At 37.9% G+C, this 23,972-nt stretch carries 20 protein-coding genes and 1 riboswitch; of the genes, 9 read left to right on the forward strand and 11 right to left on the reverse strand.

The window, feature by feature from the left end; translation table 11 throughout:
* Positions 1-665: 665 nt before the first annotated feature.
* Positions 666-3,497, forward strand: a complete 2,832-nt coding sequence (locus tag MMG00_RS00120; protein ID WP_242149706.1) for an FAD-binding and (Fe-S)-binding domain-containing protein — start codon at positions 666-668, stop codon at positions 3,495-3,497.
* Positions 3,498-4,226: 729 nt separating this feature from the next.
* On the opposite strand, the gene MMG00_RS00125 is transcribed toward MMG00_RS00120, so the two are convergent.
* From MMG00_RS00125 to MMG00_RS00135, 3 genes are all read right to left on the reverse strand, one after another.
* Positions 4,227-4,610: a pyrimidine dimer DNA glycosylase/endonuclease V gene (locus MMG00_RS00125; RefSeq protein ID WP_242149709.1), complete on the reverse strand. Its 384-nt coding sequence runs from the start codon at positions 4,608-4,610 to the stop codon at positions 4,227-4,229.
* A 480-nt stretch (positions 4,611-5,090) separates the two neighbouring features.
* Positions 5,091-5,564, reverse strand: a complete 474-nt coding sequence (locus MMG00_RS00130; protein WP_242149712.1) for a Rid family hydrolase — start codon at positions 5,562-5,564, stop codon at positions 5,091-5,093.
* A 281-nt stretch (positions 5,565-5,845) separates the two neighbouring features.
* Positions 5,846-6,757: a LysR family transcriptional regulator gene (locus MMG00_RS00135; protein ID WP_242149715.1), complete on the reverse strand. Its 912-nt coding sequence runs from the start codon at positions 6,755-6,757 to the stop codon at positions 5,846-5,848.
* Positions 6,758-6,963: 206 nt separating this feature from the next.
* On the opposite strand from MMG00_RS00135, the gene MMG00_RS00140 reads away from it, so the two are divergent.
* The 4 genes from MMG00_RS00140 (at position 6,964) to thiC (ending at position 11,206) form a co-directional block, all read left to right on the forward strand.
* A complete protein-coding gene (locus MMG00_RS00140) occupies positions 6,964-7,383 on the forward strand; it encodes a DoxX family protein (RefSeq protein WP_242149718.1) in 420 nt (139 codons plus the stop codon).
* A 172-nt stretch (positions 7,384-7,555) separates the two neighbouring features.
* The gene (locus MMG00_RS00145) at positions 7,556-8,386 is read left to right on the forward strand and encodes a dihydrodipicolinate synthase family protein (protein ID WP_242149721.1); all 831 of its coding nucleotides are present in this window, start codon (positions 7,556-7,558) and stop codon (positions 8,384-8,386) included.
* 47 nt (positions 8,387-8,433) lie between these two features.
* Complete coding sequence (locus MMG00_RS00150; protein ID WP_242149726.1) at positions 8,434-9,054, forward strand: glutathione S-transferase family protein; 621 nt, start codon at positions 8,434-8,436, stop codon at positions 9,052-9,054.
* Between the two features lie 96 nt (positions 9,055-9,150).
* Positions 9,151-9,262, forward strand: a riboswitch (TPP riboswitch).
* A gap of 156 nt (positions 9,263-9,418) precedes the next feature.
* Positions 9,419-11,206, forward strand: a complete 1,788-nt coding sequence (gene thiC / locus MMG00_RS00155; protein WP_242149728.1) for a phosphomethylpyrimidine synthase ThiC — start codon at positions 9,419-9,421, stop codon at positions 11,204-11,206.
* A 57-nt stretch (positions 11,207-11,263) separates the two neighbouring features.
* Here thiC and MMG00_RS00160 read toward each other — a convergent pair whose 3' ends face one another.
* From MMG00_RS00160 to MMG00_RS00175, 4 genes are all read right to left on the reverse strand, one after another.
* Positions 11,264-11,623 (reverse strand): hypothetical protein, encoded by a 360-nt coding sequence (locus MMG00_RS00160; RefSeq protein ID WP_242149733.1) that lies wholly within the window; start codon positions 11,621-11,623, stop codon positions 11,264-11,266.
* A 45-nt stretch (positions 11,624-11,668) separates the two neighbouring features.
* Complete coding sequence (locus MMG00_RS00165; RefSeq protein WP_349775519.1) at positions 11,669-12,934, reverse strand: NAD(P)/FAD-dependent oxidoreductase; 1,266 nt, start codon at positions 12,932-12,934, stop codon at positions 11,669-11,671.
* Between the two features lie 297 nt (positions 12,935-13,231).
* A complete protein-coding gene (gene brnQ / locus MMG00_RS00170) occupies positions 13,232-14,572 on the reverse strand; it encodes a branched-chain amino acid transport system II carrier protein (protein ID WP_242149736.1) in 1,341 nt (446 codons plus the stop codon).
* Between the two features lie 225 nt (positions 14,573-14,797).
* Entirely contained in the window at positions 14,798-15,595 is a 798-nt protein-coding gene (locus MMG00_RS00175; protein ID WP_242149740.1) for a hypothetical protein, read from the reverse strand.
* A 253-nt stretch (positions 15,596-15,848) separates the two neighbouring features.
* Here MMG00_RS00175 and MMG00_RS00180 point away from each other — a divergent pair, with 253 nt between their 5' ends.
* Both MMG00_RS00180 and MMG00_RS00185 read left to right on the forward strand, forming a co-directional pair.
* Complete coding sequence (locus MMG00_RS00180; RefSeq protein ID WP_242149743.1) at positions 15,849-16,832, forward strand: CorA family divalent cation transporter; 984 nt, start codon at positions 15,849-15,851, stop codon at positions 16,830-16,832.
* Between the two features lie 87 nt (positions 16,833-16,919).
* On the forward strand, positions 16,920-17,978 hold the full coding sequence (locus MMG00_RS00185; protein ID WP_242149745.1) for an endonuclease NucS domain-containing protein: 1,059 nt from the start codon (positions 16,920-16,922) through the stop codon (positions 17,976-17,978).
* On the opposite strand, the gene MMG00_RS00190 is transcribed toward MMG00_RS00185, so the two are convergent.
* From MMG00_RS00190 to MMG00_RS00200, 3 genes are all read right to left on the reverse strand, one after another.
* Positions 17,959-18,417 (reverse strand): GNAT family N-acetyltransferase, encoded by a 459-nt coding sequence (locus MMG00_RS00190; protein WP_242149747.1) that lies wholly within the window; start codon positions 18,415-18,417, stop codon positions 17,959-17,961. The two genes, MMG00_RS00185 and MMG00_RS00190, sit on opposite strands and share 20 nt — an antisense overlap.
* 64 nt (positions 18,418-18,481) lie before the next feature.
* Positions 18,482-18,886 carry a nuclear transport factor 2 family protein gene (locus MMG00_RS00195; RefSeq protein WP_242149750.1) on the reverse strand — a complete coding sequence of 135 codons (405 nt, stop codon included), beginning with the start codon at positions 18,884-18,886 and terminating at the stop codon, positions 18,482-18,484.
* A gap of 9 nt (positions 18,887-18,895) precedes the next feature.
* The gene (locus MMG00_RS00200; RefSeq protein WP_242153172.1) at positions 18,896-20,260 is read right to left on the reverse strand and encodes an MFS transporter; all 1,365 of its coding nucleotides are present in this window, start codon (positions 20,258-20,260) and stop codon (positions 18,896-18,898) included.
* A 120-nt stretch (positions 20,261-20,380) separates the two neighbouring features.
* Here MMG00_RS00200 and MMG00_RS00205 point away from each other — a divergent pair, with 120 nt between their 5' ends.
* Positions 20,381-21,280, forward strand: a complete 900-nt coding sequence (locus MMG00_RS00205) for a LysR family transcriptional regulator (RefSeq protein WP_270049317.1) — start codon at positions 20,381-20,383, stop codon at positions 21,278-21,280.
* A gap of 182 nt (positions 21,281-21,462) precedes the next feature.
* Here the strand turns inward: MMG00_RS00205 and MMG00_RS00210 are convergent, their stop codons facing one another.
* Positions 21,463-22,047 carry a YcxB family protein gene (locus MMG00_RS00210; protein ID WP_242149753.1) on the reverse strand — a complete coding sequence of 195 codons (585 nt, stop codon included), beginning with the start codon at positions 22,045-22,047 and terminating at the stop codon, positions 21,463-21,465.
* 393 nt (positions 22,048-22,440) lie between these two features.
* Between MMG00_RS00210 and rhlE the strand changes: the two genes are divergently transcribed.
* Positions 22,441-23,967: an ATP-dependent RNA helicase RhlE gene (gene rhlE, locus MMG00_RS00215; RefSeq protein WP_242149756.1), complete on the forward strand. Its 1,527-nt coding sequence runs from the start codon at positions 22,441-22,443 to the stop codon at positions 23,965-23,967.
* The last annotated feature ends 5 nt before the right edge of the window (positions 23,968-23,972 follow it).

A 23,972-nucleotide genomic window follows, 5' to 3' on the forward strand; every position in this document is an offset into this window, starting at 1 on the left:
GGGATTTATCTTCAGATTTTGACTAAAAGAAAGCGCGTTAAAAAACAGAGATAAAAGCGTATAAAAAAGAGAGGGTTTAAAGCGTTCTATCCTGTGGATAACTATGTGTGTAACGATGTTAAAAGTTTGGGATAATTGGGGGGGGCTATTTTAAAATAGGGCTAGATAATGATGAGGATTGATTATTTTATAGAGAATAGTCGGCACTGAAATTTAAGTTTACTGTTTTTGGGGATGTTATGAAAAATGCCGTAAGAATGGGGATTTCTATTGAAATTTTAGCGAAAAAGTGGCATAAAGAACGACAGGGGAATTAATCTACATAATGGATTTAGGATTTAATATCTATTTATTAGAAATATCTTAAAAATATTATGTTGTCTGTTGTGGGAAACTATCGGTATCATCCTACAAATAAAATATCATATAATCAGGGGTTTGATGGCATATCAGCGATGAAATGATCCTCTTTAATGTCGGAAACCCTCGAATGCGCCATGATTATTGAGGGGCAATTGAGATTTTAGATCAAATTTTGAAGCGTGATGACCGTATATAAAAAAATAGAAACCAACCCTGATTGGATTTTCAAAGATTAAAAGACAGTGTTAAAGCATTGTCTTATGTGAGCTTGAGCAGAGCTTGAAACTGGAGAAAGAAGTCATATGAAAGAGATGCCGTTAGATGCTGCGCATCAAAAATTTGCCCAAATAGCAAATGAGATTGTTGGAAAAAAATCAGTCTATACTGATTATTTTTATAGATTTGCCTATGGTACCGATGCAAGTCTATATCGCTATATTCCTCAGGTCGTTGTTAGGGCAAACTGTGAAGCGGAAGTGATTTCATTGATTAAAGCTGCCAAAGAGTGCGGTGTTGCGCTGACATTTAGAGCATCAGGAACCTCTCTTTCTGGGCAAACTTCTAGTGAATCGGTACTTGTGATGTTGGGTCAGAAGTTTTTAAATCTTAAAATTCAAGCACAAGGCGATCAAGTCACCGTTGGGCCAATGGTGATTGGCGCAAGTGTTAATAAAGCCTTAAAGCCATTTAACCGTAAAATTGGACCCGATCCTGCTTCTATAAGTGTGGCGCGTATTGGCGGAATTGTTGCTAATAATAGTAGCGGCATGTGTTGTGGGACTAAAAATAATAGCTATCACACCATAGAAGATATTCGCCTTGTTTTAAATGATGGTACCGTTCTAGATACGCGTGATGAAGAGAATGTGATGGCTTTTCGCCAAAGTCATGCCCAGTTTTTAAAAGAATTGACAGATCTTCGAGAGCGCATTATTTCAAACCCGATTTTAAAAGAGAAGGTTGCTGTAAAGTATCGTCTTAAAAATACGACCGGTTATGGTGTTAATGCTTTGATTGATTTTGAAGATCCCATTGAGATTTTAAAACATCTCATTGTGGGTTCAGAAGGTACGCTCGGTTTTGTTAGTGAGGTTGTGTACAAAACGGTCCCAGAATATGAACATAAAGCATCGGCATTTATCTACTTCACCTCATTAGCAGAGTGTTGTGAAACAGTGAAGGCTCTTCGTAAAGAAGCGCCTGTTGAAGCTGTTGAGTTATTTGATGGTCGTACATTACACTTAGTTGGGGAAGCGATTGCGCATTTGCCGGCATTTTTCTATCGTCCATTAAATCGTGATAGTGCTTGTTTGCTGATTGAAACAATGGGTGAAACCGCAGAAGAATTACAAGCAAAAATCACCAAGATAGAGAGTGTTTTTCAGCGTTTTGATATCGTTGAGCAAACTGGATTTCAGACAGATCCTGTGATTACGAAGAGCTATTGGGACACTCGAAAAGGCTTATTGCCCATCGTGGCAAAAGGGCGAAAAAGTGGTGCGAGTATTATTCCTGAAGATGTGGTTTTCCCAATGGAGCATCTAGTGGAAGGGGTGCAAGCTTTAACGGATCTTTTTGATAAACATAAATTTCCGGAAGCTACTATTATGGGGCATGCCTTAGAAGGAAATCTTCACTTCCTATTAGCGCCTGATATGACTTCTAAAAAGAAGGTAAAGCAGTTTGATAAGTTTATGGATGAACTTGCAGAAGTGGTTGCCGTTAAATATGGTGGGTCTTTAAAAGGTGAGCATGGCACAGGGCGAAATATCGCTCCCTTTGTAGAAGCTGAGTGGGGCGCTGAGATCTATCAGGTGATGCGAGATATTAAATCGCTATTTGATCCGCATAAGATTTTTAACCCAGATGTCATTATTACCGATAATAAAGCCTTACATATTACTTCGTTTAAGAGCATTCCTGTTGCCGACAAATTAATACATGATTGTATTGAGTGTGGCTTTTGTGAGCCTGCTTGTCCATCGGATGGGCTCTCATTAACACCAAGACAACGAATTGCGGTTTACCGTAATATGCAAGCACTTCCAAGAACAGGGGAGAGTGGTAAGCTTTTCGCTAAGCTCAATAAAGCGTATCAATATGCCGGGATTGAGACATGTGCTGAGACAGGCATGTGTGCATTGCGTTGTCCTGTAGGGATTAACACGGGGGAATTTATTAAGTCTATTCGTCCTGTAAATACTAAATCGATGATGAAGCTTGCCGGCAATCACTTTATTTTTGCAGAAAAAGGGATTAGATTTTCAGTAAATACGGCGCATAAGCTTGGTATTGAACGAATGAATAAACTCACCCATTCTCTGCATAAAACATTTAAAGGGATTCCTGTCATTCCAACAGCAATGCCGGAGGTTGCAACACCGCTTCCTAGTTTGCCGGTGCCAAGTAAGATTGAAAACTCAGTGGTTTATTTCTCAACTTGTGTGAATCGTAATTTACAAGAGCTCAAAAATGGGCGGGATAAAGCTACTAAAAATACCTTTGACCATGTGATTAGCCTTTTACATAAAGCAGGATTTACGCCATTTTTCCCAGATAAATTAGCCGGCGCTTGTTGTGGGCAACCCTTTGTTTCGGCAAAAGCGTCGATGGAAGCAGAAAGCACAGCAAAAAATCTTAATGATACGCTGCTTAAAGCCTCTCGTTATGGGGAGATTCCGATTTATGTTGATAATGCTCCTTGTACATTACAGGTTCATGAGTTACAGAAAAAAGGATTGCTTGATGAGCGCCTTATTCTCTATAACGCTTCTGAATTTCTCTTAAATGAAGTAGTTCCTCGTTTAACGATGAAGAGTAAAATTGAGAAGCTTTTACTGCATACTCCTTGTTCTGTTGCCAAAGATGGTGGGGCAGAGATGCTTTTAAAGCTTGCAGAAAAATGTGCAACCCATGTGGAATCGACAAATATTGAATGTTGTGGTTTTGGTGGGGTAAAAGGATTTACGGTTCCTGAGATTAACGAAAATAGTCTTAAAAGATTACCCAAAGATAGTAAGCAACGTTATGAGATGGGCGTTTCAATGAGTAAGACTTGTCAGTTAGGTTTAACAACTCACACAGGTCTACAGTTTAAGAGTATTGAAGCATTGTTAGATGAGTGTGCATTATAGCGCTCGCTAAAGCCTTTTTTGTTAATTACTCCGGCATTATTTAATATTGATGAAACGCAATTCTTTTGAATTGCGTTTTTTTATGAGCTAACAGATTTTAAATTATGAAGGATGCTTATAGGATCTTCGGTTTAAAAAGACCTATCTTGTATCCCCAATTTATAGACGATTTAGTTTGAGAAACGCTATTTTAAAAGTATTTAAGGGTATGGAGTGTGTCAAATTAGCTTGCACGCTGCCGGATAGAATTAGGCTTGTGCTTTTCATAATCGATGTGTTGGCAATTAGATTATGGCAATTAGATTACGGCAATATCAGCTATAAGTAGCGCAAAAGCGTTATTATCCTGTGTCATGCAAGCGAGTTTGATGCGCTTGTTGTATTGTGTTTTGTTAAGCTAATTGTTATTGAACCGCTTTAAGAAATTTAGATAAGGTTTTCAATATGAATAATAAAAAAACAACAAAAATCGAGATGTTAAAAATAAATTTAAAGTGTTAAAAAAAGATCATTTGTTGGTTTTTTAAAAATATTTGAGAAGTTGTCTTATTTACGGCATTATAACTCTGCGTGATGGGGTATTCACCTGAGAAATCAGGGCTTCCTCTGATCGTTATAAAGCCATCCATGTTGCCTCATGGGTGGCTTTTCTTTTTTTATAAAAGTTATTTGTAGTTTTCTTAATGTTGCTTTTTGTAAGTCATCTTTTTATTGTTAAAAAATGAGATTTTAAAGATGCTTGGTAAACCTTGGATTAACCGGCATTCTCTCATTGATTCTTTCTTGGTTGAGGGCAATATCTTGATCCGTGACATCATAATCATTCCAGAGCTTAGGAAAGTTAATCGCATCCTCAGGCCAACGATAACTCACATTAAACCCTCTTTTTAAACATTCTTCATGTAACGCATCGTAACGATTTTTGAGAAACAGGAGCTTATCGCGAAAAAAAGTCACATGCCCTTGACCGAGTAGATACGCTTTTTCCTTTGAAAGAGGAACATTTCCCTCTCTTTTAACAATATCATTAGGGATTCTAGTTAGCTCTCGATGTTCTGCTAATAGGTGTTGATCGCAAAGATCGCGAGGGTCAATAATATTGATTCGAGTCATGATCGTAAAATCTTATTAAAAATTAAAAGGTCCACATCTTTACTCATGATAACAAGACCCATGATAACAATTTTAAGGAGTGTAATCTAAGTGGTCTTTAAGATGGGGAGGATTAGTAATACTTATTACAATAGGAGATTTTAGAGCATCTTGGGTTTAACAGAGTCTATCTGAGGGAGGGCAAGTCTTAAACAGCTGGCTCGCGGTTTTAGAAAGAATACGAAACATTCCCTTGAGCCTTGCATAAATCTATAAAGATACGTATTAAACACTGTTTGCAAGATGCTAAATAGAACATCTTTCTTATTATTAATAGCCGATGCGCCGGCAATCTGATGGAGTCACTTTTAAACTGATTTTATTATAAGTATAGGATTCTTCGGGTAAGATCATTTTTTGAGAATATTTTTATAATAAAAAAGCTAAAAGTGATGATCACTTTTAGCTTTGATATCTATTGAATGAAGCCTGACTAAAATATTATTTTTTAGCAGCAATTACTTCAATTTCAATTAACCACTCTGGGAATGCAAGTCCTTTTACTTCAAATGCTGAGCGAGCAGGTACGATTTTTTCAGCGCCTTCTGCTTCACCGTAAAACTGTGTATAGCCTTTCATGAAGCCTGCAAAGTCCATTTTACCAAGTTCAGGATCTGCTACTAAGTATACTTGCATTTTCACAACGTCAGCCATTGTAAGACCTTGTGATTCAAGCGTTGCTTTGATGGTATTAAGGATTCCAACAGTTTGCTCTTCTGTTGTTTTTGCAAATGTTCCATCTTCTAATGCTGGTGGAACAACACCGCTTAAGTAAACAGTTTTAGCATCGCTTGGTACTGATACAACAGTTGAGATTGGGAAGCCGTTTCCTGCAGGCGTTCTTTCGATTTCAGCAGCCATAGCGCCACTCATTGAAATACCAGCTGCGAGTAAGATAGCGGTTAATTTTTTCATAAATCTTTCCTTCTGTTTTATCATGATTTAACAAATTGATTTAAGTCATTATATGAGGAAAGAAGCTTTGTTGAAAGAGATTTTTGTGTTGCGCCTAGAAACTCCTCATCTTCTGCATGAATTATTTTCCTGATCAATTCATAATAAATATCAACGGTTTATGTTTTGAAGTTCTTGTTTTTCATTTAGTTTTATGGATCTTTTATCTTATTAAAAAGAGGTAGAAGAACTTAATTCTTACGGTTGATTGATAATATTTTATACAGTTTTTCGCTTTGAAATTATCGTTGAATCGTAGGAAGAATCTCTTTTTGAAAGTACTCTATAAAAAGACGAATCCTAGAAGGAATGTAACGCCCACTTGGGTAGACAAGGTGCACCGGCATTGGTGGTGGCGCTGTGTTTGGTAATACCTCAATAACACTCCCTTTATCGATTTCTGATTGCATTGTGCAATCAAGCATCCGTGCAATACCATAACCTTTTACGGCAAGATCTAAAGCTCCTAGAGAATGGCTATGTACGACTGCAAAATTGAGAGGGATCTCTGTTCTGTTTGGCCCAAATTCCCATGGGCTTATCATATTTTTATTAGGAAATTTAATCGCGATACATTGGTGATTATGCAGATCCTCTGGCGTTTTTGGCATTCCATGCTCTTTAATATATTGTGGTGATGCCACAAGTTTCATATGAACATCGTGTAAGTATTTAGCGACAACACGAGAGTCCTCTAAATCACCGATTCTAATGGCAAGGTCAAAGGCTTCTTTTGTGAAATTTACAAAATGATTTCCAAGCGCAATTTCTAGTTGTAATGTCTGTTTATGCTGTTCATAAAACTTTTTAAGATGGGGCTGTAAAATAGTCATGCCATAGCTATCTGGAGCTGTGATTTTTAAAATACCGCGAGGCTTTTCACTTTTAGTTAGTTGTCTTTCAATATTTTGAATATTCCTAATAGCTTCCTTACAGACTTCATAGTAGCTAAGACCATCTTCTGTTAATCTCATCGCGCGAGTGGAGCGGATGAAAAGCTTTAAGGAGAGTTTTTTTTCAAGACGAGCAATGGCTTTACTGATTGAAGGTGGCGTTGTGCCTATTAAGATTGCAGCTTCAGTAAAACTTTTACATTCAGCAGTTTTGCAAAAAACATGGATATCTTCTAAATCAACTTTTTCAAATGGGCTCATAATCTACTTCTATTGCTGGGGGAATTTGGGTAATACTTCTGTTTTTGAAAGGCTTATTTCTAATTTGGAAATAAAGATTTTCTTTCATTCTATATTAACGAGTTAGTGATCTATTTTATACTACTTTTAGATTTTCAAAGCATTTAAAACATGTATGAATTGTTTTTAAGGGCGTTTTTTATTATTACAAGTAGGAGTCAGTTATCATGATCAATCCCAATCTTTGGGTTAAAAATATATTTTCACAAGCAGGTTCACAAGCCACTTTCTCCTTAGTAGGAAGAGCCTTCCTCTCGTATCTCTTTATTATAGCGGGTTGGGGTAAAATTGGGGGATATGCTGGAACTGCTGCTTATATGGAATCTAAAGGATTGCCGGGGAATTTATTAATCCTCGTTATTTTATTAGAACTCGGGGGCGGACTTGCTATTTTATTAGGTTTTCAAACGCGAGTTGTGGCGCTCTTTTTAGTGTTATTTAATATTTTGACAGCCTTTATGTTTCATGGCGCTGCTGATGATGCGACAAATTTTATGAAAAATATCGGTCTTGCTGGCGGATTTATTTATCTCGTTGTTTATGGTGCTGGGCGCTTGAGTTTAGATCATTTTTTAGAAAAAAAGTAATTTCTAAAATTAACTATTAGCGAATGGTTTTTGACCACTTGTCTGTGAAAGATAAGTGGTCTTTCTTTATTTAAAAAAATGTCTTTAAAAGTGGTTTACCAAAGGGGTTCAACGTGTTACACACTTATAGTGTGACGCTAAAAATAGCGTAGTATCTAAAAGAGAGAAGATCATGAAAACCCCACCTTTACGATTAAAAAACTTTAATATTGCTGTTCCTACGGCATTTTATTGGGATGAAAGCCTTAACATTGCTGGCACTTTAGCGCATATTCATCATTTAATGGGGCAAGCATGTGATTCATTTTTGGTTTGTGGATCCACAGGGGAGCAACATTCTCTCTCTTTAAGTGAAAAGATGGAATTGCTCGATGCTTTAGAGGTATTGGACCAGCCTCAAATTCAATTTGGTGTTGCTTCCATTCGCCAAAAAGAAGCCGTTACTTTAGCGGAAAAGGTTGCAAAGAGCGCTTCAATTAACGGAATCTTATTAGCCTTTTCTCCTTACATTCGCCCATCTCAAGAGGAAGCCTACCGTTACGCCATCGATATTATCGAAACTGCCGGAAAACCCACGATCCTTTATAACAATCCATTAAGAACGGGATTTGATCTCTCTATTGATAATATTATTGCACTTAGTAAGCATCCTTTAGTTGAAGGAATTAAAGATGCCGGCGATGAAGCGAAAATGAAGATTCTAACAAGTCAGATTGAGCGACCTTTTCTCTATTTAGCTGGCGGTGAGGTCGATATGTTACCTAAGTTTAACTGGGGCTATAATGGGCTCTCTTCAGTTCGCGGGAATCTTTTTCCTAAAACAGTGACGGCAATACTAAATGCAGTAATGGCAAAAGATCATTCGAGTGCAGAAGCGGAGTACCAAAAGCTTCTAGTCTTAATGGAACCCTTTTCTCAAGGAACACTTTTAGTAGAGATTAAAAAATATTTAAATGAGCAGGGTATTGATATTGGGATTTGTCGTACGCCTTTAGGAAACTAGTTTTAGGTATTAATTGACCAGATTATCATTTTAAAAAAGGGATCATTATGTTAACGCTCTATATTGCTGATAAAAATCTATCATCTTGGTCACTTCGACCTTGGCTTTTACTCAAAATGCTCAATATTCCTTTTGAGGAGAGGTTAGAGCGCTTCGAGAAAGATGGGAGTACTTTTAAAAAATTTCAAAAGTTTTCACCCACAGGGTTAGTCCCTTGTTTACAAGATGGGGATATTACGATTTGGGATTCTTTAGCTATTTGTGAATATATTGCAGAGAGCCATTCCAAAGCGTGGCCTAAAGACAAGGCCGCAAGAGCTTGGGCGCGATCTGCAACTTCTGAAATGCATTCAGGATTTTTAGCTTTAAGAAGTCAATGCCCGATGAATTGTGAGATGCAATCACCACTTACAGAGATTGATTCAGCCTTAGCAAAGGATTTAGAGCGTATTAATCAATTATGGGAAACAGGCTTTTACAAGTTTTCAGGGCCTTTTTTAGCAGGGGATCAATTTACGATTGTGGATGCCTTTTTTGCGCCTATTGCTATTCGTATCAGTCGTTATAGCTTGCCGGTAAATCAAAGATGCCAAGATTGGATTGATTTAATATTATCCTTGCCAGCAATGAAAGAGTGGCTTGTAGGCGCTAAGCTTGAGATCATATAAGCCTTAAAAATAGGGAATTGTCTTGTCAAAATTTGTCAGTGGTTTTGCTTTCTGCGAGTAAACACGCTATAACTATCCTCTGATACCAAAGGTGTCTATTTTCACTAGGGGTGCCCAATAGAGTTGGGCTGAGATTAGCATGAATATGCTTAAACCCTCAGGACCTGATCTGGCTAGTACCAGCGTAGGGAAGTAAAAATCTATGTTAAATATCAATTTGATGGATGAATCTTGATATTTATCGTGTCGATTAGGCCTGAGTTAAACGTGATATGAATCGCGGATGCTCGGGCTTTTTTGTACCTATTTACGCCCATGCCAGAATCTCGTCTTTTATTTTTAGGATAATAAAGGAGAGGTTTTTATGTCACAACAATCAATCACGTTAATGAAGCAGTTTCCTAAGAGCCGTAAGGTTTATGTGGAAGGAAGTCGTCCGGATCTCTTAGTGCCATTTCGTGAAATTGAGCTTTCAGATACACTCGGCCCAAAGGGAGAAGTGATCGAGAAAAATGCCCCGTTTCGGGTTTATGATACGAGTGGCCCTTACACTGATGAGAATTACACGGTCAATTTAAAACAAGGTTTACCAGCATTAAAGCGCAATTGGGTGATAGAGCGCGGCGATGTTGAGGAATATGAGGGGCGCATTAAAAATGCCCGTGACGATGGTTATAAGCGAGAAGATGATCCTCGCATTAATGAAGGGGTATTTCCGGGATTAAAACGTCAACCTCTTCGTGCGAAATATGGCATGAATGTCACGCAGATGCATTACGCTCGTAAAGGCATTATTACGCCGGAGATGGAATTTATTGCGATTCGTGAAGGTTTTGATCCTGAATTTGTGCGTGATGAGGTAGCAATTGGGCGCGCGATCATTCCTTCAAACATCAACCACCCAGAAGCTGAGCCGATGATTATTGGGAAAAACTTCCAAGTGAAGATTAATGCCAATATCGGGAATTCGGCAATCACGTCTAATATCGAAGAAGAAGTGGAGAAGATGACTTGGGCAACTCGTTGGGGGGCTGATAACGTTATGGATCTCTCCACAGGTAAAGATATTCATAAAACTCGTGAATGGATTATTCGAAATTCTGCTGTGCCGATCGGAACTGTACCGATTTATCAAGCCCTTGAAAAAGTGAACGGCATTGCCGAAGATCTTAACTGGGAAGTCTTTCGAGATACCTTAATTGAGCAAGCAGAGCAGGGGGTTGATTACTTTACGATTCACGCCGGCGTTTTGCTCCGATATATTCCTTTAACAGCAAATCGTGTCACTGGCATTGTTTCTCGTGGGGGTTCAATCATGGCGCAGTGGTGCTTAGCGCATCATAAAGAGAACTTTATCTATGAGAACTTCGAAGAGATCTGCAAGATCATGAAGCAGTATGATATCTCTTTCTCACTTGGTGATGGACTTCGCCCGGGGTCAATTGCTGATGCGAATGATGAAGCGCAGTTTGCAGAGCTTAAAACATTAGGCGAGCTGACAAAAATTGCGTGGAAGCATGACGTTCAAACAATGATCGAAGGCCCAGGTCATGTACCAATGAATAAGATTAAAGAGAATATGGTGATGCAAGAGAAGCATTGTCATGATGCACCTTTCTACACGCTTGGCCCATTAACGACAGATATCGCACCGGGATATGATCATATTACCTCGGCAATTGGCGCAGCGCAGATCGCTTGGTATGGCACGGCAATGCTCTGTTATGTCACGCCGAAAGAGCATTTAGGTCTGCCAAATCGTGATGATGTTCGAGCTGGCGTGATTACCTATAAGCTTGCAGCGCACGCAGCTGATATCGCTAAAGGACATCCAAGAGCGCAAGAGCGTGACAATGCGCTTTCTAAAGCTCGTTTTGAGTTCCGCTGGGAAGATCAGTTTAATCTAGGTTTAGATCCAGAGCTTGCGCGTGAGTATCACGATGAAACATTGCCGCAAGAAGCTGCTAAAGTTGCGCACTTTTGCTCTATGTGTGGACCAAAGTTCTGCTCAATGCGTATCTCTCAAGATATTCGTAGAGAAGCGCAAGCCCAAAATCTCGCAGATGCTCCAAAAGAGGTTAGAGTTGCCTTAGAAGGTATGCAACAAAAATCTGCAGAGTTTAAAGAGCAAGGACAGCAGATTTATAGCTAATTCTCTATTTTAAAGAGCTCTCTTGTCTTATCGACAGGAGAGTTTTTATGGGAGATGTTAATTGATTTTAACAAAGCAGCCAAAATCAACTTTAGAGACAGGGTTATATAAGGTTAGATGCGGGCCTTCATAGCCGTTGCACTCCCCTGTTTTAATCTCAAAACCAACAGGTTGATAATCATCGGGGTTATCGATAAAAGAGATCATATCTTTTTTGATAATGTAGCGACCTAATGCTTGCGCGTTCGGTGCTTTATTATTGGCTCGGCTAAATGTGCCATCTTGTGCAAAGCTGTAGATAACCCAACTTTGATCCGGAGATACTTTTAACCAGCTTCCTTCTGGTGAATCTTGTGCAAAGCTTAATCCTGCTGCTAAAAAAATAGTACTAAATAATAGCATTTGTAATTTTTTCATGAACTTATCCTCAGGAGAGATTATTTTTTGATAGTTGTTGTATTTTTATCTAGACCATTTTCTAAAGCGGTCAGAGATCCAGGCAGATAACCCTTTAAAGAAACCTAAGAGTCGCATTTGATGTTGCCTGTAAAGGGAAATATGTGCGATTTTTGCCGATAGACCTCTAAACTCCAAGCCTCTAAATATAGTGTTGCGACCAAACATACCAAAAGATGCGTATGTTCCAATACTTACAAGAGATCCTTTGTCTACATATTTAAAGGAGGGGATATTGGTTTGTTGTATCATCATTTTAAAGAAATGATTCCCTAAATAGATAGCTTGTTGAGATGCTGCTTGTGCTGTTGTTGATAGAGGGGAATCTTGTACATAAGCACAATCACCTATGGCAAAAATTGAAGGGTCATCGATAGCTTGAAAATGCTCATTGACAATCAATTGAGATGTTGGTGAAAGTGCTAAATCTTTAATTTTGCTCAATACTTCGGGAGCTTTTACTCCCGCCGTCCAAACGACTTGATCGGCTTTAAGGGTTTCTCCATTTTCTAGAATAACACTATCTTTAGTGACTTCTGAAACTCGAGTTGAGAGGCGAATCCGTATTCCAATTTTTTCCATGGCATGTTTTACAGCTTCGCTAATAGAATCTTTAAAAGTAGGAACGACTCGATCATCTGCTTGAATGATAGTGACATCAATGTAATCCATAAAATTATCATTGCTATAGTTAGAGGCGGTGAGTATTTGATTGATAATTTCTCCGCTTAATTCAACTCCAGCAGCTCCGGCACCGACAATGACTAGATGATGCTTTTTTTGTAAAATAGCAGATTGGATGATGCTATCTGTGAATTCACGATTAAACCTCATTGCCGCAGGAAGATCGTCAATCGTATATGAGAACTCTTTTACTCCTTTGGTATTAAAATCATTACTTTTACTACCAATGGCGACTACTAAGTAATCATAATGTAATGTGCGCTCAGGAAGAATCTCCGTATTTTGTGCATCACGATAGGGTGCAAGTGTGATCTTTTTTTCTAATGGATTAATATCATTTACTTCCCCCGGCTGGTAGAGATAGCCGTAGCGTTTAGCTTGTGTAAGTAGAGGAATACTCTGTTCTGATGGGAATTGACTACCGGCAGCAAAAGTATGAAGCATCGGCTTCCAAATGTGTAAAGGATTTTTATCTATCAAGATAAAGTTAAACTGTTTGTTTTTATCTTTACGCGCAGCTCTTGTGATAAATTCAATACCTGCAACCCCTCCACCTAATACAATTACATCTTGTTTATTGAGAGTTATCGTTTATCTCCTTTTGCGATATTTATTCACTCATTATACTTTATGGTATTTTTAGTAACATATTGAAATAATTTAATTTTTATGATTTGTGAGTGTTCGTATAGGCATGAGGAGAGCGAATTGTTGGGATTTGAGCGATTATTCAATTAGGGTAAAAAAAATCAGAAACTTTACCTTTTTAATGAAAAAACATTTTTATAGTGGGGTAAATAAAAGGCTGCAATCAATTTACTGCAGCCTTTTGTTGGTTTTGAACTTCTTTTTTGAAGATTAGATTATAAGTAGATATTCATCTTTTTATAATGCCTTTTTTAAGCTCAATGCCCAGCCAATAACTAATCCCATAATTGCCGGCACAATCCAGCCCATATTTACACTTGAGAGCGGTAAGATCTGATCAAAAAAGGAGGTAATTTGATAGATTACCGGATTTTTACTGACAATATCGGCGCTTGATTTGAAGCCTTCAACAATAGCAATAATGAGCGTAAATCCTGTCGTAAATTGATAGACGATTTTTTTGTGATGAAAAAGAGGTGATAAAAACGCTAAGATCACAAGCGTTATAGCTAGCGGATAGAGGAACATTAAGACCGGAATGGAGATCTGAATAATCGAGGTTAAGCCCACATTCGCAATAAGCATGCTAATTAGGCTAAAGATGTGAACAAAATTTCTGTAAGAGATCTTTGGGAAAAGCTCGTTAAACATCTCAGAGCAAGCGCAAATTAAGCCGATTGCTGTTTTTAAGCAGGCAAGCGTGACGATAATAGCTAATAAAATCGATCCAAGTGAGCCAAAGTAGTAGGTCGAGATCTGCGCTAGCGCGATGCCGCCATTTTCAGAAAGGGGGAATTGATTAAGACTAGTTGCCCCAAGATAAGCAAGGCTACCGTAGATAATACTCATTAATATTAAGCTGATAAACCCTGCTTTAAAGGTATCTTTGGCGATATCGGTAGTATTTTTAACACCAAGGCTTTTGATGGTATTGACAACAATAATCCCAAACGCAAGGGAAGCAAGCACATCCATTGTGTTATAGCCTTCAGTAAACCCCTTAAAGACAGGACCTACTTGATAGCTCTCTTGAATTGCAAGATCGCTAATCTCGCCCATCGGTTTGATAAAGGCGCTGATGATGAGGAAAGCTAAAAAGAGAAGGAAGAGCGGGTTTAAGACTTTTCCAATCCACACCATAATCTTAGAAGGATTGAGCGATAAAACCCATGCCAGAAAGAAGAAGAGGAGGGTAAAAGCCAATAAGCTGATGGTGAGATATTCAGCAGTGACAAAAGGCGTTAAACCAATTTCAAAAGAGACCGTTGCCGTTCTAGGAAGGGCGAAGAAAGGGCCAATGGTTAAGTAGAGCATCATGGTGAAGATCAGCCCATATTTGGGAGAAATTCGGCTCGCTAGATCATATAATCCATTACTTTTAGAGAAACCGATGGCGACAATCCCTAAAAAGGGTAAACCAACGCCGGTAATAATAAAGCCTAAAGTGGCAAGTGAAACACTGCTTCCTGCTTCTTGCCCCATATGAACCGGAAAAATAAGGTTGCCGGCACCAAAAAATAATCCAAATAACATCGAGCCAATGGTGATATAGGCTGATAGAGAGAGCTTGTTGTTCATTGATATCTCGTAAATTGCTTTAGTCCCTTTTGGGGACAAAAATATACCTGTAGGTATTCACTTAAACGTTTCTGACTTTACTAGAAATGAGCAGGTTTTGCTGATCTTTTTGTAAAGAGCGTGGGATCAATGGTCTGTCTTTTAATTGTGGAAGAATTAATGTTAGGGTATTTTTATTTAAATTCAGTAGCTTAATCTATTTTTGGGATTGCCTTACGAGATATTCTATGAGGATTTACCATAAGCGTAATAGTCGCTGATATAGAGAATAATTTTCTGACCTTGATATTCATACGGAACAAAGAGGCGATATCGGCTACCCTCTTTTTCATATAAGTTCTGCTGGGTTTGTTGATGAAAGACTTGATCTAAATATTCACGTTGGTTTTTCGTGGTATCAAAAAGGTAATTGATTTTATTAAGTGCTTTATCGTTCTCATTAAGCTTAGAATAGTTGCTAAATGCAAGATAGACATTTTGATCATTAATTGCGTCTTGTAAAATGATCTTTACCGTTGGCATATTTGAATCATATTTCGATAAGATCTGTAATGCATCAGCGGTATTTTTGATCCATGTTTCATCAAATTGGTATTGCACAAAGTGATTAAATATTTGTTGATTCTTGGCGAGAATTTGTGCTGCGGTTGTTTCTAAGTAATCCCGGCGTTTTTCTATCGTATAAAAATGCCCAAGACCAAGACCCGCTAGAATAATTGGGAAGCTTGCGATAAATGCAATGAATTTAAGACGCTGCTTTTTAAGGCTTTGGGTCGTTTTTGAAAATTGATGATCCCGCTCGGCAATGCGCGTGAGGTTAATCATAATATTGAGCATGAGCGCACTTGCCATTAAGACGATAATCGCACCAATACTCATAAAGAAGAGATCAGTAATCCCTTGCCTAAAGACTTTCAGATCAAAGGCTGTAATCGCAATAGAGATAAATATCCAGTAGATAAGACAAAATACGGCAAATATCCCAATGATATTGGTAAGTTTTACAATTTTCTTATAGTTCATCAGGCCTTTTATCCGGTTATCATAATAATATTTCATTATTAATAATGAAAACAAATATCTCTAGTTAATCATAATGATAGATAGTATATCTGGAGAATAGATTACTTAAAATTTATTCCGCATAAGATCTCTTTATAAGCGAGATAGATCATTATTTGGGAAGCTCTAAAAGAGGATAGGATTCTTTTAGGTTTTTATTAAAAGGATCAGTACAATTATAGAAGTGCTATTTTGAGCTTGGTAAGAGGAAGAAATGGCGAGTTACTGTTTTGAAAATAAAAAATTTATCCCATCGACTAAAGAGAAAGCATCTTTGCATTGCCTCTCTTTTTCTGATGTTAGAGCATGGAAAAGTCGGTTAAATAACGGTGATTTGATTGCTGAGGATTTGCAAACAGAGCTTTCGCAATATTTTAAAAAAGAGATCCATTTAGCGCTACTTGCCGATAAGATTTTAAATTCACAAAATGATCCCTATATCGGACATTACTCAGATTACACGCTTTTAAGTTTAACCCTTATTAATCATGAGGATTCTGCAAAAAATGAATCGATCGTAATGATTTTATATCAAGATTATTCATTACTCTTTTATGATGATGCGCGTTCTACCGTAGAAACGCATATCACCAATATTAATACGATTTTTAGCCAGCTCTCAGAGATATCTCTTCCTAACCTCTTAATTCCTTACGCGCTTATTCGTTATGATCTTTTAACCGATCGGAGTTTCTTACGAACTATTGAAAATACCACATTAGATTTAGAGATATCTTTTACAACGCAGTTAAAGAATCCTCAAAATACTATTTTAAGCTTACGCAAAACGCTCTCTAACTATAAGCATTACTATTCCACCTTGATTGATCTCTTTGAAGATATGACAGAAGATTACGAAGATCTTCTCCCTAAAGATGCAGACCTTAATTACCATCGACTCACCAATAAGCTCAATCGGCTCTATAAATATAGTGTGATGCTTAGTGAATATGTCTCGCAAGTGAATGATCGCTACAGGGCTCAGATAGATTTAAACCTCAATAAAACGATGAAAACCTTCACCATTCTCTCGGCAATCTTCTTACCGCTCACCTTAATCGTTGGTTGGTACGGCATGAACTTTGAAGGAATGCCGGAGCTTAGCTTTAAGCACGGTTATCTCTATGTCATAGGCTTATCACTCACGATCTTAATAGGATCTCTGCTCTATATTAAGAAGCGGGGATTTTGGGATTAAGTAGTATTTAAAGTGAGCAAAATACATTTAGAAATAGCTTATTCTCACTATTATTAATAGTGATTTGAATATTGAAAAGGATTATTTATGGCGTTATATAAATTACAATCAGATCATTCTCTAGAAGAGATTAAAGCAACAGCCTTTTCTAGTAATCAAATTTTAGAGCAGGATTTACAGAAGCTTATTTTGCATAAGCCAGAAATTTTAGGCGAAGATCTTTTGATTTTTTCAGAAGAGTATTGTGAGTGGAATGAGAGTCGAAAGCGCATAGATCTCTTAGCATTAGATAGGGCAGGGAATCTAGTTGTTATTGAAATAAAACGTGATCATGGGTTTCACATGGATCTACAAGCAATCCGTTATGCCGCAATGTTATCTCAGATGAGTTATGAAGATGCCGTAGCAACTTATCAGGCATTTTTACAAAAAACAGCGCTAGAAAGAGACGCAAGAGATGAGATTAATAAGTTTATTACAGGATTTAATGAAGAAATAACAGAGTTTGCAAAAGATATTCGGATTATCTTAGTTAGTAATGAGTTTTCTAAGGAAATCACAGCGGTCTCCTTGTGGTTACGGTCAAAGAATATTGATATTAAATGTGTCAAGTTAGAGCATTATTACGATAAGAATACATCATCAACCTATATAGATAGTGATGTCATTATTCCATTAAAAGAAGCGGAAGATTATTTAATTTCAACGCAGAAGAAAGAAGATACTCAACAAGACTTCATAAGATCTGTCAATAGCCAGAAAGATTACACTAAGTATGAATTTAAAGGGCAAGAGTACGGAAAAGGAAGATTAGTGCTTGAAGTAATGAAAGATTATATTCAACAGCATCCTCATCTTTCTTTAATTGAGTTGCAACAGCTTTTTCCTAGCTCCTTACAAAGCTCTTTAGATGTCATTGTTGATTTAGATTCTGCTACTGAAATTAATAATAAAGGCTATAAACGTTATTTTAATCAAGAAGATGACCTGATCCATTTAGGTAGTGGTGAGATAGGATTAGTTTGCAGTCAATGGGGAATAGGAAACATTGATAATTTTATTGATAAAGTCCATGACTTGTATAAGTCTGAAGTTATTACAATCCGTAATAAGAGTAAGTCAGGGCTTAACTTAACGAAAGGCTAAAAATTCTTTGATAACCTTTCGGGCCTAAATATTTTCTTTTCGTATCTATAAAACCTGCCTTTAGATAGAGATTAGCGGCAGGTTCATTTCGCTCGTTAACGCCAAGTACAACCTTATCAATATGCGGAAAGTGAACTTTGATGAAGTCAGGTAATAGCTGTAGGCTTTGAAGCGCATATCCTTTTCTAACTTCTCGTGAATCGGAGGAGAAGGCTCTAAGTAGTAAGCTGTTGGGGGTTTGGGAATAGTACTGCCTATCTTCACCTTCATCTAGTATAAAAAAGCAGACGAGCTTTCCCTCAACCATTCCTAGAATTGGATTGTAATGCGCTTGGCGGTTCATAATCACCGTTTCAGGTAAGCTTGAGAATGTTAAATCATCTAACTGATAATTTTTAATAGCGACTTCATGAGATGGGTTAAATAGTATTAATTTCATCTTCCATATCTTTAAATAGAAACAATAAAACCATCATAGAAGAGGCTTAGAAATGGCGCAATGATTAACATTTTTGAATCTCTGTTTCATGTAAGTAGAGCCATTGCCATTTTGTGCCTTCAACAATAATGCCGGCAGTTGATAGACGCTGATGTGGAGCGCTTTTTAGATCGCCATTTTCATAGTGATTCTCTTGATAGCGAAGCCAAACGATATTTTCGCACTTAGAGATGACCTCAATATCTTGAATCGTGATTTTAAGAGAGGGTCTTGAGTCCTGTTTTTGGGTGAATAGTTGCGCTACATCGGTAAGAGAAACCTTTGTGCCATTCATCGCAATCATTTTAAAATCGGGATGAAAAGAAGCTATTAGGGATTGTAGCGCTTGAGAGTGATTGGTTGTAAATACTTGTTCGATTAAATCATGAATGTCGATCACGCTTTGAATCGCTGTTTGTTTCTGTGTCATAAAAATTCCTCAAGAGATAGTGTGAACGGGTAATTTTTGGATAAAGAAGAGGCTTAACAGTCCTAATAGAGATGCTGTGATAAAAGTGACTTGATACGCTTGCATTAATGGTAGGAAAGCTTGGTAAAGGGAGAAGATTAACGTTAGCACCGCAATTCCGACACAAAAGGTGATTTGGCGGTTAATATTCCAGAGAACGCTGCTTTTTAAAAGAGTTTCATTTTGAAAATCAATCATGGCATTGGTTTGAGCGACATTCGCAGCTAATCCCCCACCAATCCCCATTAAGAGATATGCCGGTATTAAGAGAAGATATGTTAATGATTCATCAACACTATAAAGAAGCGCAATGCCGAAGCTATGTAGAATAACGCCTAAAAAGAGTAAATATTTAGGGCCAATACGATTATAAAAATAACCACTGACCATCATGGTGATAAATGCACCAAAAGCATAGAGCATCATCAGTTGACCCGTTTGGGTTGCGGTGAATCCTAGTATTTTTTGTAGATAAAAGATCATTAAAAAATTAATGCCGGTAAAAATGCCGGGAACAGCGTAATAGACAGCAATAGAAGCCCGTAAACGAATATTAGTAAGAAGTGATAGATCAACTAGTACATTACTCTGTTTTTTTGAATAGCGGTAATAGCTGACAAAAAGTAGAATACCTATCCCAAAATAGAGATGAGAGAGCCAGATATTTTGATGCGCTTGCCCATATTGAGTAAGGGCAGTTAAGAGTAAGAATAAGCTGAAGGAAATAAGGGTTAAGCCAATCCAATCAGGTTTTTGTGCGATAGATTTCTGCTTGGAGAAAGAGGCATTTTTAATCCAAGCCCAAGCAAGAAAGCTGGTGATAAGGGCGAGAGGAATATTGGAGAAATAGATCCACTGCCAAGAGGCATAATCTAAAATAATGCCGCCTAAGCTTGGGGAAAATGCCGGGGCAATAAGAGCTATGACCATGATCATTGTGGAGATTTTACTGCGCTCTGTTTTGGGGAATTCAGCAAATACAATAGCTTGCCCCACAGGAATCATCAATCCTCCGGTAATACCTTGAAATAAGCGGGCCATCACTAATGCCGAAAATTGTGTTGAGAATCCACTAAGAAGGCTTGCGAGCGCAAATAAAGCCATGGAAAGGGTTAATAACTTGCGAGCGCCTAAAAGCTCCCCAAACCATAAGCTTAGTGGCATGATCAGTGTTAATCCTAAGATATAGGCATGGCTAATCCACGTCGTTTCATTGGTAGATAATCCCATTTCTAGCGAGATTGCCGGCAATGCCATTGTGGACATAAAGATATTTAAGCAATCTAGAAAAAAGGCTAAAAGAAAAATCGTGGCTAAGCGATAACGATAAGAGATCATAAATAGATTCGTGCAATGGAGTAAAAGAGGCATAGCTTAAGGGGAGAAGCTTGTACTGTCGATATAACAGGATTAAACTTATTGTTGAATAATATTAAACATAGGTGTGATATTTTGATGGATTTTAAACAGATACAGACTTTTTTGCAGGTAGCAGAAGTTGGTTCTTTTACTAAAGCTGCGGAGATCCTCTCTTTGAGTCGATCTATGGTGAGTATTCATATTAAGCAGCTTGAAGCACAATTAGGTGTTATTTTATTTAATCGAAATACTCGGCAAGTGGCATTAACAGATGCCGGCAAGTCCTTTTATCAAGATTGCCGGAAAATCAAACAAAGTTATGAGGAAGCAGTAGAGAAAATTCAGCAAAGTGAAACGATGTTAAGTGGGACTTTACGCTTAGGTTTCACTTATGAATTTGGGATGATATTTATCGCCCCTTTAATGATGCCATTTTGTCAACAGCATCCAAACTTAGTCATGCAATATGACGTAAACTCCTCCATTAATGATCTAATTGCTGATCGCTTAGATCTTGTGATTCGTTTGGGAAATCTACCAGATAGTGCTTTAAAGAGCCGAAAGCTTGGACAATATGAGATTGGATTAATTGCAGCACCTGCTTTTTTAGCTAAACATCCTATAACTCAACCTAGCGATATTATGAATATTCCATGGATTACTCAAAATCAATGGGAGCAAAAGAGCTTTGTTTTGAGTAAGAAAGCGGTGAAGCATCAAAGAGAAGGGCAAGAGTTTCTCTTTTTAGTTCCCCTTGGTAAATATCAAAGTAATGCTGCAGAATTAACAAGGCAGATGGCATTAGCAGGATTAGGGCTCACGATTTGCCCTTTATGGCTAGTACAAGAAGATTTGAAGAGAGGACGATTAGTAGAGGTATTGCCGCAGTATCATCTACCGCCGCAAGATATCCATCTCCTTTTTTTAGATCAAAACCCCTTGCCGCAAAAGATTAGATTAGCGATAGATTGGTTGAAGGATCATTTTAAGATATAGCCTTGCTAGACGCTATAAGTTATGAGGGTTTCTACTATCTAATATCGTAAAATCGATTTAAAAGAGACTGAATCAGATTGCCGGCACATCGGTTATGAGAAGCGCAAGAATAGTTCTATTCGGTATTATGCAAGCGGGTTTGATTCACACGCTGCACTATTTTACTTTTAAAATAGAGTTTCTTAAACCGAATCGGCGATATAAGAGGTTGGTAGGTATTTAAGTAAGATGTTATCAATATAATCGATCTCTTTAGTAGATAATTGTTCTTTAGGTATTGTGACAAAACGATCCTCTTGAGTCTCTAAGAGGAAAAAGTCATCGGTTTGTAGCACGCGCCCAAAAGTTAGCCAGCTAAGTGTTGATTCATTACCTAGCGTATCTATTGTGTGAATCCCGTTATTATCCAATGTCATTGTTTTCTTAAGTAAGATGATTTGATTAATGGGAGTTTTAATCCATTTTTTCAGAAAGTCACCGGGATATCTATAAGCATTACGAAATAGTGCGGCACTAATAACTGCGAATATCAAAATGGATAATGGAATGAGAAGGTCTTGGAAAAAATAGTGCCAATAAATGCTAGAAAAAAGCGTTACATTACTGGGTTTTGCTTCAATGAACATAAATATTATGAGAAGTATAAAAATTGTCGCAACAATATTATTTAAAAGAATAAATCGCCTACCTCGCTTTGAAAGTTTTCGAGAGACGAAATCCATTGACTTTAAAAGCTGTGTTTCTGTTAGTTGATATTCGATTTTCATTTTAGCCTTTTCCTAATAAACGATATCTATGAGGAAGTTATGCAAAAGTTAGAATACAGTATAGAGGATAATCAAAAGTCATTGTCCGAATTGAAAGCTTAGCCTATGCCATAATAGCTACATAATAGGCATCAATAAAACCTTTGAGCGGATTTACCAAGCAATCATCATTATTGATTAGTGAGAAGCGTTTGATCTTTCAAGTCGTAAAGAGTGATCATGATATCATTATATAGGTTTTGTAATATTAAACGGTTGCTTACGATCATAAATAGGGTCTTAATTCAAAAAGAAAAGATCAATAAAAAGATCATAGCGATTGATTATAGATTACGATAACTTCTTCAAAATTCGTGTATAGTGCTTCTTTCTTTTGAATAGGTATAGCTTTTGATGTCTTTTAATACTCTTGGTTTGCGTGATGAAATTTTAACGGCGATTAGTGAAGCTGGATATACTGAGCCAACCCCCATTCAGCAGCAAGCGATTCCCGTTGTATTACAAGGCCGAGATTTAATGGCTTGTGCGCAAACAGGAACGGGGAAAACGGCTGGTTTTACCTTGCCGCTTTTACAACTTTTAAGTCAAAAACAAAGTAGTAAAAAAACAGGTCGCCGACCAGTAAGAGCCTTAATCCTCTCACCAACAAGAGAATTAGCTGCGCAAATTCATGAGAATTTAGTGGCTTACAATAAATATCTAAAGCTTCGTACCTTAGTCATTTTTGGTGGCGTCAGTATTAACCCACAAATGATGAAGCTTCGTGGAGGCGTTGATATTTTAGTGGCAACGCCTGGTCGATTACTCGATTTAGAGAAGCAAAATGCGGTAGATCTTTCACAAGTGGAGTATCTTGTCTTAGATGAAGCAGATCGCATGTTAGACATGGGCTTTATTCATGATATTCGCCGCGTGATTGCCAAAATTCCGGCAAAACGTCAAAATCTTCTATTCTCAGCAACTTTTTCTAAAGAGATTACAGAGCTTGCAACAAAGCTCCTTCATAATCCTGCAAGTGTGGAGATTGAAAGACATCAAACCTCATCGGCACAAGTGACGCAAGCGCTCTATTTTGTTGATAAAAATCGTAAGCGTGAATTGCTATCGCATCTGATTGAAGGCGAGAATTGGCAACAGGTATTAGTCTTTTGTCGGACAAAACATGGGGCAAACCGTTTAACGGAATATTTAAATGAGCGAGGGATTAGCGCCTCTGCCATTCATGGCAATAAAAGTCAAGGGGCAAGAACTCGCGCCTTAGCGGATTTTAAAACAGGGGATATCCGTGTTTTAGTGGCGACCGATATCGCTGCGCGTGGGATTGATATTGCGGAATTACCTTTTGTGGTGAACTTTGATCTTCCAAGTGTTCCTGAAGATTATGTTCATAGAATTGGGCGAACAGGACGAGCTGAATCAACAGGAAAGGCGGTTTCACTTGTCTGTGTTGATGAGCACAAGCTCTTAAAAGATATCGAGCGCTTATTGAAAACGGAGATTCCAAGGGTTGAGATGGCAGGATTTGAACCTGATCCATCGATCAAAGCAGAGCCGATTGAAAATGGCCGTAATAGTCGAGGTAGAGGCAATAGTCGTAATAGCCGTAATAGTCATAGTCGTGGGCAATCGTCCCCTCGAAATAGTGAAGGAGCCGGCAATAGTAGCAACAGAAGCAGAAGAAGTTCTCGCGCTGGTAATAATACAGATGCCGGAAAATCGCCAGAAGGATCTAGCCATAAAAAACCAAGAAATTCGCAGTCTAAAAATGATCAATCTGCAAGTAATAAACCTAAACGTCATGAGGGCAAAGGTGGACAAGTAAAAGCTACCGGCAATCAAACAACTAATCGACCAAGTAATGAAGGCGCTTCAGAAAAGCCAAAGCGTCGCCGTCAAAGAGCGCCACGTGATCGTGGATAATGGAT

It is taken from the genome of Ignatzschineria rhizosphaerae, from assembly GCF_022655595.1.
In the GTDB taxonomy this organism is placed as follows: domain Bacteria; phylum Pseudomonadota; class Gammaproteobacteria; order Cardiobacteriales; family Wohlfahrtiimonadaceae; genus Ignatzschineria; species Ignatzschineria rhizosphaerae.